We start from the raw sequence: 13,907 nt of genomic DNA, 5'->3' as shown, positions 1-13,907 counted from the left end.
TTTAAAGTATTAGAAAGTGATATTCAAACCAAGTGAATAAGTACGTGAGAGCGGGTAGAAACGTTTGTCGTCCACACCAAGATCATTACCGTCACCCTTATTTACAGAACTATTGATCATCGGTGATAAACCGGAATAGTTAGTAAATGTATGCAGGTTATTTACCGAAGCAGTCAGACGAACATTCTTGATTGCTCCGCCCCAGTTTTTAACATCAAAGGAATAACCGAGTGTAAGATAATCCAGATTCAGATAATCTCCTTTTTCCAACCAGTAGTCGGTAACGGTATTATCCTTAATATTCGTTGCGGGAGCATCCGGTAATACGTTATATGTAGGAAACGTATTCATGTTCATATAAGTCAGAGACGTTCCATTATAAATCTTGTGTCCGAAAGCACCATTCATTTGCAGTTGAACATCAAAACGTTTATAGCGGAAGCTAATGTTCGATCCGAGATAGACCTTAGGCATTGCCTGACCGGCGATATAACGGTCGTTCCCGTCATTAATATCAACAGTTCCATTCTTATCTAAATCTTCGACCTGATAGGTGTAGCTACCTAAACCATCGTTAATCAAACCATTAGAATGAGGAAGATAAAATACACCTAAGGGTTGTCCTACGATCTGATACGTCACTCCGGTATTACCACCAATAAAGCCTGCCCCGTTGATGCTAACTAAGCGCATGTATTCAGAGGTAGATAAATCCTGCCCCATGTATGTACCGCTCAACGAACGGATTTCATTTTTCTGATAGGCAGCATTTGCTCCGATCTTGAAGTCGATATCTTTAGAGCGGATCACTGCTACATTCAATCCGACTTCGATCCCGTCATTACCCATTTCCCCCAAGTTGGCCAACAATCGGTCATACAGGAATGGAGGCACAGGCACCGCATATTCATAAAGCAGACCTGTTGTACGGGAATTGTAATAGTCCACCGTACCGGTCAGACGATTTTCAAACAGACCAAAGTCCACACCGACGTCGAACATCTTTTTCTTTTCCCATTTCAAATCCGGGTTTGCATTACGCGCATATCCATAAGTTACGGTTTGTTGGCCGTTGACTGTCGTAATCCCGGTCGGCTGCATTAAAGAAAGCGAGTTATAAGGAGAAATAGCATCCTGATTACCCGTAAGACCATACCCTACCCTTAACTTAATATTCGTGATTTGTTCCACATCCTTCAGGAAGCCTTCGTTACTCAATACCCAAGCTGCAGAAGCAGATGGAAAGAATCCCCATTTATTGTTTTCCCCCAACTTGGAAGAAGCATCCGTACGCAAGTTGACTGTAGCTATATAACGGTCGTCAAACATATAATTCAGACGAGCCATAAACGAAGCAATATTATAAGAATTAGAATAAGAAGAAACATCTCCGTATTTCACATTTGCTCCGGATTTCAGGTTATTGTAGCCGAAATAGTTTGTGCCGAAACCTCTTGCAGCCGCCTCAAAACCATTATACTTATAGGTCTGTCCTTCCATCAATCCCAAAGCATCAAAATGATGTTTCCCGAATTCTTTTTTATAAGTTAGCGTAATATTACCCATAAGAATATCACTTTTCTTTTCCGATTGAGAAGCTTTACCATCTCCTTCGCGAATACCGGCTTTGATATTATTAGGAATATATACCGAGTTGTTCTGATTATTATACGTGTAAGAACCGAAAGCACTTAGAACTAAATCTTCCGTAAAGTTATACGACACTTTACCGTGTACATTAATATAAGCATTTTCTTCTTTATCCTGGATTGTTAAACGTCCTAACGGGTTATCAATTTCATTGGCATTCGGATCTTCCGGCCAGGTACCGTCTTCGTTTTGTTCAACCGGAAATGTCGGATTAAATGAAGCCGCTGAATAGAAAGTCTTTTGATGATCGTTTACATAATGATTGATCTTTTTAGAACCGAAAACACCAAATTCAATCTTCATCTTATCATCAAACATTTTTTGAGACGCATCCAATTTGGTGGTGTAGTTCTTAGAATCACTCCCCTTTATAACACCCTCATTGGCAATAACTCCTAAAGAAGCGCGATAATTAGACTGATCATTGCCTGCCCCGAATGAAATGCGGTGATTTTGGGTGAAACCGGTACGTTGCATTTCTTCAATGAAATTCGTGCTGGCTCCGCGATCAAGAGCATTTCCGTAACCACCCACCTCAACAGCTGCGCGATAACCGGCAGCATCTAACATGTTTATGTTTTTATAGACCGTTTCAACTCCGAAAGTACCATCATAGCTCAAACTGACTACACCCGATTTTCCTTTGGCAGTAGTAACAACAATTACCCCGCTCGCTCCGCGCGATCCATACTGAGCCGTCTCTGAAGCATCTTTCAGGATTGTAAAGGTTTCAATATCCTGAGGCGATAAAGCATTTAAAAGACCAAGATCTCCGAAAACTCCATCAATGATAACCAAAGGATCGTTCCCTCCCGATAGCGAAGTCGTACCACGAACGCGGATAGACGGACCAGCCGTTGGGTCACCACCGGTTTTATTAATAACCACTCCGGCTACTTTACCTTTGATAGACTCTAACGGATTATTGATAATCCCCATGTTCATGTCTTCTTTCTTTACTCGTTCAACCGCACCTGAAATGGTTCGTTTACTACCTGTAGCGTAACCTACCACAACCACCTCTTCTAAGGCCTCTACATCTTCATTGAGGACTATCTGCCAAGATGTGTTGCTGGTTACCGGCATCTCTTGTGTGATATAACCGATATAAGAAATAGAAAGAACTGCATTGGAAGCTACGGACAATGAAAAATTACCGTCAAAGTCGGAAACAATTCCGTTCGTTGTTCCTTTTTCAAGGATACTGGCTCCGATAATCGGCTCGCCGTATGTATCCTTTACATTACCTTGGATTGTAAGATTTCCCGTAGTCTGGGAGAATAGGGCGGAATGAATTCCGATTCCTAACATGAATAATAGGAATAGTCTTAGCCATCCCCTCTCTTTCGTTTTTTTTCCTTTCATGGTGTGTAAATATTAAATTTAGGTTTTACTTCGATTAACAAAATGCAAAAGTTACAGAAGTGCTTCAACCTGTTTTGTGTGTCGCTATTATAGAAAGCAAAGATAATGGCTCCTATGCCTATGCCTTTTTGAGGGTAAACATATAAAGTAGATTTTTCAAAGGCCTGTTATTTCATAACACACTATATATTAAATCATTAAAAAATAACACGCGTAGAATAAAAGTAAAGTTATTTACAGGATTAAGGAGATTGTTTTAGATCAAAATAGCATTGGACAGATAAAAAATCCTATCTTCGTTCTTATTCTAATCAGATAATCAGGAAAAATGAAACACCCTTTTGCACAGTTTAAATATTGTCCTCGTTGCGGCTCTGACAAGTTTGTTGAAGTGAACGAAAAAGCAAAGAAATGCGAATCTTGTCAATTTGTATATTACTTCAATCCATCAGCAGCGGTGGCATGTGTCATCCAAGATAAGCACAATAACATCTTAGTTGTAAGGCGCGGAAATGAGCCGGCCAAAGGAACACTTGATCTACCTGGTGGATTCTCTGATATGTTCGAAACAGCCGAAGAAACTGCCCGCCGAGAGGTTAAAGAAGAAACAGGCCTCGATTTAGTTTCTCTCCAATATTTAGTTTCCCTACCTAATATCTATCCTTATTCCGGCTTTGAGGTACATACAGTAGATATGATCTTTCTTTGTAAAGTTGATTCTTTTGATGGTGCAACGGCAGGCGACGATGCATCGGAAATAGTTATCATACCAAAAGCCGAACTAAATTACGAAGCATTCGGGCTGATTTCCATCAGAAAAGCCATCAAAATACTTTGTTCCTAAATTTCCAGGCGCCTCAACTTTCATTACCAGGCGCTTCAACTTTCGTTTCCAGGCGCCTCAACTTTCGTTTCCAAGCGCCTTAAATATAAAATGTATATAACAGGACTGGAACTTTTTTGTATTTTTGCTTTGTAATCAATTGTTTTTATGTGATATGAGACAAACAGGACTGTTTTTGTTGTTTTGGTTAGGCGTGGTGGGCAATCTTTTTGCTCAAAGCGGAAGTAAGCGTGTCAATCTGAAAGATATAACCGATGGTAAATTTCGCCAGATTACAAATGTTGGAGAAATGCGCTCTTTACCGGATGGAGAACATTATACGGCAATGAACAAGGAACATACGATGGTGATAAAATTCGCCTATCGTACGGGGAATCCGGTAGATACGTTGTTCAACGTTGAGAAAGCCAGGGAGTGTACTTTTGATAAGTTCGACAATTATATGATTAGTTCTACAGGGCATCGTATTCTTTTGTTTAAAGACACAGAATATGTCTATCGTCGTTCTTCCAAGTCCGTAATTTTTGATTATGATGTTCGCCGTAACTTTGTAAAGCCTCTTACCGAGGCAGCAGAGAAACAGATGATCCCGACTTTCTCTCCTGATGGACGTATGTGTGCTTATGTACGCGGGAATAATATCTGGGTGAAGAAATTCGACTATGACACAGAGGTACAGGTAACCAAAGATGGTGAAATCAATAAAATCCTTAATGGAATAACGGATTGGGTTTATGAAGAAGAATTTTCGGTAACCAACCTGATGGCTTGGTCTCCGGATAGCGAATATCTCACCTATGTACGTTTTGATGAAACGGATGTGCCTGAATTTTCCATGCAGATTTATGGGGATGAAACTTATCCCGGCTATTATAACTTCAAGTATCCGAAGGCAGGCGAGAATAATTCGAAAGTCACCGTTCATTCCTATAGTATAGAAACAAAAGATATCAAGGAATTAAAGGTTCCTATGGATGCAGACGGCTATATTCCCCGTATTACTTTCACAAAGAATTCGGATCAGCTGGCAGTTATGACCCTGAACCGTCACCAGAATGTATTCAGTATGTATTACGCAAATCCGAAAAGCGGTGTATTCCGTTTAGTTTTACGGGAAGAGAACAAAGCGTATATTGATTCGGAATGGCTGACTTCTATTCATTTCACCAATGATGCTTTTACCTATGTGAGCGAGCAGGATGGATATGCTCATATCTACCTGTATTCACCTACAGGCGTGATGCAACGTCAGGTAACGAAAGGAAACTGGGATGTGACTGACTTTATCGGGATTGACGAGGCTACGAAGGCTGTTTATTATCAATCGGCTGAAGAAAGCCCTCTTCGTCGTGCTGTTTACCGTATTGATGCCAAAGGGGTTAAAACTAAACTTTCTGCTTCAGAGGGAACAAACCGCGCCGTATTCAGTTCTAATTTTGCCTATTACGTAAACTATAATTCCGATGCCGATAATCCTTCGCGGATAACGGTGAATGAGACCAAGTCTCAAAAAGAACTTCGTGTATTACAAGATAATTCGGCACTGAAATCTCTGTTAGCAGAATATGCCTACAGTCCAAAAGAATTTATGACAGTTCAGACAGCTTCGGGTTATGACCTGAATGCCTGGATTGTAAAGCCGGTGAACTTCGATGCTTCCCGCAAATATCCGGTATTAATGGTCCAGTATAGTGGCCCCAACTCACAACAAGTCTTAGATTCGTACGACTTCGGCTGGGAACAGTATTTAGCTTCTGCCGGCTTCGTTGTCGTAAGTGTGGACGGTCGTGGAACCGGAGCGCGTGGAGAGGCGTTCCGTAAATGTACTTATTTACGTTTAGGAGAATTAGAAGCAAGAGATCAGGTAGAAGCAGCCCGCGCTTTAGGAGCATTACCTTTCGTGGACAGCAAACGAATCGGCATCTGGGGATGGAGCTTTGGCGGTTACACCACATTGATGTCGATGAGCGTAGGAGACGGCACATTCAAAGCAGGAATAGCTGTGGCACCTCCTACCGATTGGAAATATTACGACACAGTTTATACGGAACGTTTCATGCGTACACCTAAAGAAAATTTCGAAGGCTATGCAGCAACTTCTCCGATAAAATTAGCAACCAAACTACAGGGTAAATTGTTGCTTATACATGGTACAGCGGATGATAACGTCCATTTCCACCAGACGCTGGATTATGCGGAAGCATTGGTACAAGCCGGGAAACAGTTTGATATGCAAATATATAAAGACCGCAACCACAGCATTTATGGAGGAAATACCCGTTATCATCTTTATACTAAGATGTCGAATTTCCTATTAGATAATTTATAAAATGGCAGAACATGTGAGAAAGCCGGATTGGTTGAAGATCCGGCTGGGAGGGAATGAAAAGTTTACTCAAACAAAAGGGATTGTAGAATCTCATTCATTACATACAATTTGTACGAGTGGTAAATGCCCTAATATGGGGGAATGTTGGAGTCGGGGTACGGCAACATTCATGATTGGCGGAGAGATCTGCACACGCTCATGTAAGTTTTGCAATACACTAACCGGAAAACCGTTACCTTTAAATCCAAAGGAACCGGAAAACGTGGCATTAAGCATCCGCCTGATGGAACTCAAACATGCCGTAATCACGTCGGTTGACCGGGACGATTTGCCTGATCTTGGGGCAGACCACTGGGTGAGAACAATTGAAACCGTAAAAAAAAGAAATCCGGGACTGACTGTTGAAGTCTTGATTCCGGATTTTAAAGGACGTAAAGAATTGGTTGACAAAGTAGTTGACGCAGCTCCGAATATTATTTCCCACAACATGGAAACCGTTCGCCGGCTGACCCCGAAAATACGTAGTGCAGCAAAATATGATGTAAGCCTATCCGTCCTTCAACGTATAGCTGAGCGCGGAGTCGTAGCAAAAACCGGCATCATGGTGGGCTTAGGAGAAACAATAGAAGAAGTTTACGAACTCATGGACGATGTATTGACGACCGGATGTAGCGTTCTGACTATCGGTCAATACCTCCAACCGTCACGAAAGCATGTTCCCGTATCCGAATATATCCATCCTGATCAATTCGATACGTACCGCGAAGTGGCATTAGGAAAAGGTTTTTCAAAAGTAGAGAGTGCCCCTTTAGTCCGATCCTCTTATCATGCGGAGAAACATGTTTAATGTTTAATCTTTAACATTTTTACAGAACCAATTGTTATTAGAAAAAACACAGGGTTTACGATATGATGAAACGGTTAAAAAGGGGAACAGACAATCAGGCAATAGGGCTATTACCATTATTACTTTTTGTTTTTATGGGAAGCCTTATATCTTATATCCCCGCTTTCATTATATCTGTTTTTTTCTGCTTTGCCCTGTATGTTTTTTTTCGATGGTGGCATTTAGGTGAGATGTTTCAGTTTATTCTGTATTCGGTAGCCTTATCTCAAGCAGCCTTTTCCATTTTTTTTCTGTTCAACAGCAATGATCTACTCACAGAATATTCAGCGTTGATCATAGAGATATTATTTGTGATCATCATTTCTTTATCTATTCTGCGAAGACGTGCCATCATGAAAAAAGCAAGAAGCGTTGAGATGGCTTCCGACAAACAAAGCTACCTGAATGCCTCGTTAAATGAATATTTCTTTACAGCAAAAATCATTCAAAGCCTTTATGGCTTCCATCTTTTTATCGTTTTATTTTATTTTCTATTACCGGAATCAGCCCAGAAGACGATTTATGAACCGTTCTTATTCCGTCATTTATTCCTTATTATCGGTATATCGGTAATGGCATATGAGCATATCCGTCTGACAATCATGCGTGGGTATCTAAAAAATGAAGTATGGTTGCCGGTATTAAACGATAATGGAAAAGTTATCGGCCGTATTGCTCATTCTATAAGTTCCGCCTCAACAAGAAAATTCTATCATCCGGTAGTACGTATTGCTGTTGTATGTAACGGAATGCTTTATCTGACCAAACGGAGCCGGGATTCGTTGATTTCTCCGAACGCACTTGATTATCCTTTTAAGTATTATGTTCGTTTTAAACAAGGAATTGAAGAAGCTGTTTATGAGGCATTATCATGTAGTTATGCGCGTGAACAGGTTTCTCCCCGCTTCCTGATCCGCTATAAATTTGAAAACGAATTAGTCAAACATCAGGTTTCGGTTTATGTCGTTTATATAAACTCTGAAGAGAAACTAACGCACTGCAAAGAAATGTCGGGGAAATTATGGACAGCCAAACAAATCGAAGAGAATCTTGGAACCGGATTATTCAGTGAATATTTTGAAAAGGAATTTACTTATCTGCAAAACACCGTATTGATGGTAGAAAACTACTGCTGTCATCCGAATGGTTATGAAGTCGATATCTGATTTATCGTTGGCCAAGCTCGATAACTTCCAGATCGTGTATTTTTTCTCCGTTTATACAAAAGCGAATCAAAGTGCGCACCTGATGAAAGCCGCTTATGCCGGCAGCTCCCGGATTGATATGTAAACAATTTAATGATTGGTCGAACATGACTTTCAGAATATGCGAATGACCGCATACAAATAAATCAGGGCGCGTATCATACAACTCTTTTCTGATTTCCGGAGCATATCTTCCGGGATATCCACCGATATGGGTAAGCATAACTTTTACGCCCTCCGCCATAAATACAGCTGTTTTAGGGTATTGAATACGTATGTCCTGTCCATCAATATTTCCGTAAACCGCACGAACAGGTTTTAGTTCCGCAAGCCGTGTTATCAGCTCCAGAGAACCTATATCGCCTGCGTGCCAGATTTCATCACAATCCTTAAAATGTTCGGCATACCGATTATCCCAATAACCGTGTGTATCGGAAAGAAGTCCAACTTTCATCTTGTCTGTTTCATTTATACTACAAAAGTATCTATATTTACGTACTAAGCGAAAAACCATGGAAAATTCATATAAATACTTTAAACGGGACATTAGCTGGTTATCCTTTAATTACCGTGTTTTATTAGAAGCAGAAGACAAATCTCTCCCTATATACGAACGAATAAAATTCCTGTCTATTTACTCTTCTAATCTGGAAGAGTTCTACGAAATACGCGTTGCTGAACATCGCAGCGTTATTATGAAACGTAAATTTATTGAGGAAGAGACAGAGGAAGCTGAAGAAACGTTGCAAGCCATTACGGAAGAAGTAAACAGGCAACAAAAGGTGTATTATCGCATTTTTGCCAATCAGATTTTACCGGAACTGAACCAACATCAGGTTTTCCTGTACCAGAACTGCCAACCGAAGCCTTTCCATACCGATTTTGTCAAAAATTACTTTGAAGAAGAGGTCTTTCCTTTCCTGGCTCCTGTTATGCTCGAACCGGAAGCTATCCGGATATTTCTTCGTGACCGGCGACTTTATCTGATTGTCCGCATGTATAAAAAGGGAGATACACCGGAAAAATATTCGCTTTCAATGATTAAAATACCTTTTGCGAAGGTACCCCGTTTTATAGAACTGCCTCCACATGAAGGGAAGCATTATATTATGTTCATCGACGATCTGATACGCGCAAATCTGTCTGCAATCTATCCCGGATATGAGATAGACAGTTGTTATAGTATTAAGATTTCGCGGGATGCGGACATCTATTTAGATGACGAGAAAGGAAACATCGTAGAGAAACTGAAGAAGAAGGTAAAGAAACGTAAGATCGGCGCGTTGAGCCGGTTTATGTATGATGCGGAAATGCCGGAAGATTTTCTGACAAAAGTACGTAAAGCATTCGAAATAGATACGGACAGTCTTGTTCAGGGAGGTCGTTATCTGAATCTGCAAGATCTGATCAAACTGCCGAATCCTCTTGGTCGGGACTTTGAATTGCAGCGCCCTGTTCCAATAAATCTGCCTGTATTAGATCGGAGCGATTCTGTTTTTGAACGAATCAGTAAGCAAGATGTATTATTGCATTTCCCATATTATTCTTTTGATTATATGCTTCGGTTTCTGACCGAAGCTGCAACAGATCCACGTGTTGAAGAGATAAAGATTACTCAATATCGTGTTGCCGAAGATTCTGCAGTGATTAACACGCTGATCCGGGCGGCTAATAACGGAAAAAAGGTAACCGTTTTTGTCGAATTGAAAGCTCGTTTTGATGAAGAGAACAATATGCAAACTGCAGAGCGAATGAAACAGGCCGGAATACAAATTATATTTAGCATTCCCGGTCTGAAAGTTCATGCAAAAGTAGCCGTTGTCCTGTTAAAAGAGCCGGAGGATAACGCGTGTCCGGTTAATTACGCTTATCTCAGCACAGGTAATTTTAATGAAAAAACAGCTACCGTTTATTCAGACATGGCCTTGTTGACGTCGGATCCAGTAATAATAAATGATATACGGAACGTATTCTTTGTTTTGGAAGGACAAATTGAAAACCCGAAGTTTGACTGTCTTTTGGTTGCCCGTTTCAACATGGTGGACGAACTTACTCGTATGATCCGAAGAGAAAGCGAACATGTTTGTGCCGGAAGAAGAGGACGAATAGTTCTGAAGATGAACGGACTTCATGATCAGAATATGATTGCGGAACTCTACAAGGCCAGCGAAGCCGGCGTGGAAATTGATCTGATTGTCCGTGGAATCTGTTGTCTTGTTCCCAATCAATCATACAGTCGTAATATTCGCATTACTCGTATCGTAGATATGTTTCTCGAACATTCACGTGTCTGGTATTTCTACAATGACGGCCGGGAGGATTTGTTCATGTCGTCCGCTGACTGGATGCGCAGAAATCTGAGTCGCCGGATTGAAACAGCTTTCCCCATTCTTCAGCAAGAAATAAAACAGGAAATAATCGACATATTAAAAATTCAGTTGCAGGATAATGTAAAAGCCTGCTTTATTGATGAGAATCTGAACAATAATTTCAAGCATGATAGCAATCCCGTAAAGGTACGTGCTCAAACGGCTATTCATAATTATTTAAAGAAAAAAGCTGAAATGTCTGCCGACTAAACACAACACGTCTCATTGGGATTTTATTTATCTTTGCAGCCTCAAAATGAATGATCAACAGGACGAATGTATCTAAGTAAAGAAGAATTAATACAACATATATCAACCAAACCTTTTCGTTTGGTATCAGAAGCTGCTGAAGAATTAGGAGTAGAAGCCTATGTGGTAGGAGGTTATGTCAGAGATATTTTTTTATGCCGCCCATCAAAAGACATTGATATCGTAACCGTAGGAAGCGGAATTGTACTGGCTGAAAAGGTTGCTGCAAAGATTGGGAAAGGGGCATCTTTATCCGTATTCAAGAATTTCGGAACAGCATTAATCAAAACCAAGAGTTTCGAACTTGAATTTGTTGGTGCACGAAAAGAATCTTACTCGCATGATAGTCGTAAACCTGTTGTAGAAAACGGAACATTGGAAGACGATCAAAACCGTCGTGATTTTACAATCAACGCTTTAGCAATCTGTTTAAACAAAGACCGGTTCGGAGAATTGGTAGATCCGTTCGAAGGATTGTACGACATGGAAGATAAAACTATCCGGACACCGCTTGATCCGGATATAACGTTCAGCGATGATCCTCTGCGCATGATGCGCGCTGTCCGGTTTGCCACTCAATTAGGTTTTGATATTGAACCGGAGACTTTCGAAGCAATAGAACGAAACAAAAACAGGATAGAAATCATATCCAAAGAGCGGATTATTGACGAATTAAATAAGATTATTCTTTCACCCAAGCCTTCTATCGGATTCGATTTGTTAGATAAATGTGGACTTCTGTCTCTAATTTTCCCGGAGTTAGATGCATTGAAGGGAGCGGAGACGAAAGAAGGAATCGGACATAAAGATAATTTCTCACATACTTTAATGGTACTTGATCGTCTGGCTGCTACGTCTGATAATCTTTGGCTCAGATGGGCTGCTTTACTGCACGATATTGCTAAACCGGCCACAAAACGTTGGGATCCTAAAGTTGGGTGGACGTTCCATAATCACAACTTTATTGGTGAACGGATGATTCCGGGAATTTTCAAACGAATGAAATTGCCGATGAATGAAAAGATGAAATTTGTTCAGAAGATGGTATTGCTTCATATGCGTCCGATTGCATTGGCGGATGATGAGGTGACAGATTCTGCCGTACGTCGTCTTCTCTTCGATGCCGGCGATGATGTGGACGAACTAATGAAGCTATGTGAAGCAGACATAACAAGTAAAAACCCCGAAAAGGTACGTCGCTTTTTGAATAACTTTAAGAGAGTTCGTGAGAAACTGGCTGTTATTGAGGAGAAAGACCGGGTTCGTAATTTTCAACCTCCGGTTTCCGGTGAAGAAATTATGGAAACATTCGGACTTCCCCCCTCCCGCCCTGTCGGCGAGTTGAAAGAAATCATAAAAGAAGCTATTTTAGACGGTATAATCCCCAACGAATATGAAGCTGCGCGCATACTTATGCTGAAAAAGGCTAAAGAAATGGGATTACACCCTGTAAAATAGCGTCTTATAAAGTATTCAGACGTTCCACCGCTTTAACCCCTTTTACTGTCTTGATCTTCTTAGTCAATACATTCAGAGACGTCGTATCACGCACCATTACGGAGAAATTACCTTGGAATATACCATCCACAGAGTCAATATTCAATGAACGAAGCGTTACTCCGTTCTCTTTACTGATCACGGAGGTTATATTCGTTACGATAGTAATATCATCCCTTCCCGTTACGCGCAATGTGACAACATATCCGCTATCTCCTTTACCGCTCCATCGTGCACGAATAATACGATAGCCAAACCGGGTAAATAACTCCTGCGCATTGGGACAGTCGGTACGGTGTACTTTAATTCCTTGCGTAGAAACAAACCCGAACACATCGTCTCCATAGATCGGATTACAGCATTTAGCTAATTTATATTCAATTCCTCTCAAGTTCTTATCGATCACAAGAACATCCTGCTGGGTTGACCTTTCCTCTACTTCGGTGGTCGTGATATAATCTTCAGCGCTCCGCACCTCCGTATGTTCCATTGCCTCTTTTTCCTTTTTATCCAGTTCAATGTATTGGTCAATAATCTGGTTCGGATCAAGGCGTTCTTCGGATATATCTAAATAAAAATCAGTAACCGTCTTATAGCCTTTCTTTTTGATATAACGCATGAGGACGGGTTCATCCAGGTCGATTTTCCGATTCTTAAACCGACGCTGAAGCATCTCTTTTGCAAAGTCAACTGTTTTAGCGGCTTCTTCACGGAGCGCTTGTTTAATTCTTGCCCTTGCCTTAGTGGTTGAAACAAAGTTCAACCAATCTCGTTTTGGAGATTGCGTAGGCGAAGTGATAATTGTTACTGAATCCCCGTTATTTAAAATATGCTTTATCGAGACATTTTTTTCGTTTACTTTAGCCGAGATACAACGGCTTCCGATTTTGGAGTGTATAGAGAAAGCAAAGTCCAGTACAGTTGCTCCTTTAGGCAACTTGATCAGTTCACCAGTAGGTGTAAAGACATAGATTTCATCTTTATACAAATCCATTTTGAACTCTTTCATCAGGTCCATCGGATTGTTATTGTTCGCTTCTAATGCCGCACGCACATTGGTTAGAAATTCATCCAGGCCGCTTTCTTCTTTAACTCCTTTATATTTCCAATGAGCAGCCAGTCCACGTTCAGCAATCTCATCCATACGAACAGTACGGATCTGTACTTCCACCCATTTGTTCTGCGGGCCAAGTACGGTTATATGCAGACTTTCATACCCATTTGATTTGGGAATGGATATCCAGTCTTTCATTCGTTTCGGATTGGGCTGATACATATCCGTTATGATGGAATATACCTGCCAGCAATCAGAGCGTTCTTTTTTGATCGGGGTGTCTAAAACGATGCGAATCGCAAAAAGGTCATAAATATCCTCAAATTCTACTTGTTGTTTCTTCAGTTTATTATTTATGGAGAAAATAGATTTTGTCCTGCCTTTAATATCAAAATGAAGTCCTGCCTGAACTAATTTCTCACGTACCGGACGGATAAACTCTTCAATATAAGCATCACG

The 13,907-nt window shown here is 40.7% G+C and carries 9 protein-coding genes; 6 read left to right on the top strand and 3 right to left on the bottom strand.

What is annotated here, in order from left to right; genetic code table 11:
* Window positions 1-9: 9 nt before the first annotated feature.
* On the bottom strand, window positions 10-3,015 hold the full coding sequence (locus tag PHT93_RS11790; protein WP_300243165.1) for a SusC/RagA family TonB-linked outer membrane protein: 3,006 nt from the start codon (window positions 3,013-3,015) through the stop codon (window positions 10-12).
* Window positions 3,016-3,343: 328 nt separating this feature from the next.
* Here PHT93_RS11790 and PHT93_RS11785 point away from each other — a divergent pair, with 328 nt between their 5' ends.
* The 4 genes from PHT93_RS11785 to PHT93_RS11770 all read left to right on the top strand — a co-directional run bounded on the left by PHT93_RS11785 (window position 3,344) and on the right by PHT93_RS11770 (window position 8,240).
* On the top strand, window positions 3,344-3,859 hold the full coding sequence (locus tag PHT93_RS11785) for an NUDIX domain-containing protein (protein WP_300243163.1): 516 nt from the start codon (window positions 3,344-3,346) through the stop codon (window positions 3,857-3,859).
* 154 nt (window positions 3,860-4,013) lie between these two features.
* Window positions 4,014-6,188, top strand: coding sequence for a S9 family peptidase (locus tag PHT93_RS11780; protein ID WP_300243160.1), 2,175 nt, complete (start codon window positions 4,014-4,016; stop codon window positions 6,186-6,188).
* Between the two features lies 1 nt (window position 6,189).
* The gene (lipA, locus tag PHT93_RS11775) at window positions 6,190-7,035 is read left to right on the top strand and encodes a lipoyl synthase (protein WP_300243158.1); all 846 of its coding nucleotides are present in this window, start codon (window positions 6,190-6,192) and stop codon (window positions 7,033-7,035) included.
* Window positions 7,036-7,097: 62 nt separating this feature from the next.
* Entirely contained in the window at window positions 7,098-8,240 is a 1,143-nt protein-coding gene (locus tag PHT93_RS11770) for a hypothetical protein (RefSeq protein WP_300243155.1), read from the top strand.
* A 1-nt stretch (window position 8,241) separates the two neighbouring features.
* On the opposite strand, the gene PHT93_RS11765 is transcribed toward PHT93_RS11770, so the two are convergent.
* Window positions 8,242-8,733, bottom strand: coding sequence for a metallophosphoesterase family protein (locus tag PHT93_RS11765; RefSeq protein WP_300243153.1), 492 nt, complete (start codon window positions 8,731-8,733; stop codon window positions 8,242-8,244).
* A gap of 58 nt (window positions 8,734-8,791) precedes the next feature.
* On the opposite strand from PHT93_RS11765, the gene PHT93_RS11760 reads away from it, so the two are divergent.
* Window positions 8,792-10,858: an RNA degradosome polyphosphate kinase gene (locus PHT93_RS11760; RefSeq protein ID WP_300243151.1), complete on the top strand. Its 2,067-nt coding sequence runs from the start codon at window positions 8,792-8,794 to the stop codon at window positions 10,856-10,858.
* Between the two features lie 66 nt (window positions 10,859-10,924).
* Window positions 10,925-12,355, top strand: a complete 1,431-nt coding sequence (locus PHT93_RS11755) for an HD domain-containing protein (RefSeq protein ID WP_300243149.1) — start codon at window positions 10,925-10,927, stop codon at window positions 12,353-12,355.
* 4 nt (window positions 12,356-12,359) lie between these two features.
* Here PHT93_RS11755 and PHT93_RS11750 read toward each other — a convergent pair.
* Window positions 12,360-13,907 (bottom strand): TGS domain-containing protein (locus PHT93_RS11750; RefSeq protein WP_300243147.1); only part of this gene is annotated, 1,548 nt, incomplete at its 5' end.

Origin of the sequence: Massilibacteroides sp., from assembly GCF_028705895.1 — a bacterium.
Lineage (GTDB): Bacteria > Bacteroidota > Bacteroidia > Bacteroidales > Tannerellaceae > Massilibacteroides.
This window is presented reverse-complemented; position numbering and strand designations above follow the sequence as displayed.

Coding starts and splice junctions, on each gene's coding strand:
- PHT93_RS11790 (WP_300243165.1), bottom strand. CDS start 3,015: ATGAAAGGAAAAAAAACGAAAGAGAGGGGATGGCTAAGACTATTCCTA.
- PHT93_RS11785 (WP_300243163.1), top strand. CDS start 3,344: ATGAAACACCCTTTTGCACAGTTTAAATATTGTCCTCGTTGCGGCTCT.
- PHT93_RS11780 (WP_300243160.1), top strand. CDS start 4,014: ATGAGACAAACAGGACTGTTTTTGTTGTTTTGGTTAGGCGTGGTGGGC.
- lipA (WP_300243158.1), top strand. CDS start 6,190: ATGGCAGAACATGTGAGAAAGCCGGATTGGTTGAAGATCCGGCTGGGA.
- PHT93_RS11770 (WP_300243155.1), top strand. CDS start 7,098: ATGATGAAACGGTTAAAAAGGGGAACAGACAATCAGGCAATAGGGCTA.
- PHT93_RS11765 (WP_300243153.1), bottom strand. CDS start 8,733: ATGAAAGTTGGACTTCTTTCCGATACACACGGTTATTGGGATAATCGG.
- PHT93_RS11760 (WP_300243151.1), top strand. CDS start 8,792: ATGGAAAATTCATATAAATACTTTAAACGGGACATTAGCTGGTTATCC.
- PHT93_RS11755 (WP_300243149.1), top strand. CDS start 10,925: ATGTATCTAAGTAAAGAAGAATTAATACAACATATATCAACCAAACCT.